At 45.6% G+C, this 239-nt stretch carries 1 protein-coding gene; it reads right to left on the minus strand.

Going from position 1 to position 239, the window contains the following annotated elements; genetic code table 11:
• Nucleotides 1-239: type 1 periplasmic-binding domain-containing protein (locus AAEZ10_RS27720; protein WP_350571880.1), on the minus strand; the 239-nt coding region annotated here is incomplete at both ends.

Genomic DNA, 239 nt, shown 5'->3' on the forward strand with positions numbered 1-239 from the left:
GTTTGAGCCAATGTGCATGTTGAGGTGCTTCAAGGCTTTCGCGGTGCTCATCATCGCTACGCCGTTGGTCGTGAAAATGGCTTTTTTGCGATTTGGGTGTGAATCGATAAAGTTTTGAATAACCTTGATGAGCAAATCCACACTCATTTTCTCGATTTCAATAACCTCACAGGTAATGTCGTTGTTTTCTCGGGTGAACGCTTTAATCGCGTCGACTCTAGCTTGGCGAGGGTCTATGG

The sequence above is a fragment of the Pseudomonas sp. H26/SER47-MNA-CIBAN-0231 genome, assembly GCF_040310465.1.
Taxonomy (GTDB): domain Bacteria; phylum Pseudomonadota; class Gammaproteobacteria; order Pseudomonadales; family Pseudomonadaceae; genus Aquipseudomonas; species Aquipseudomonas atacamensis.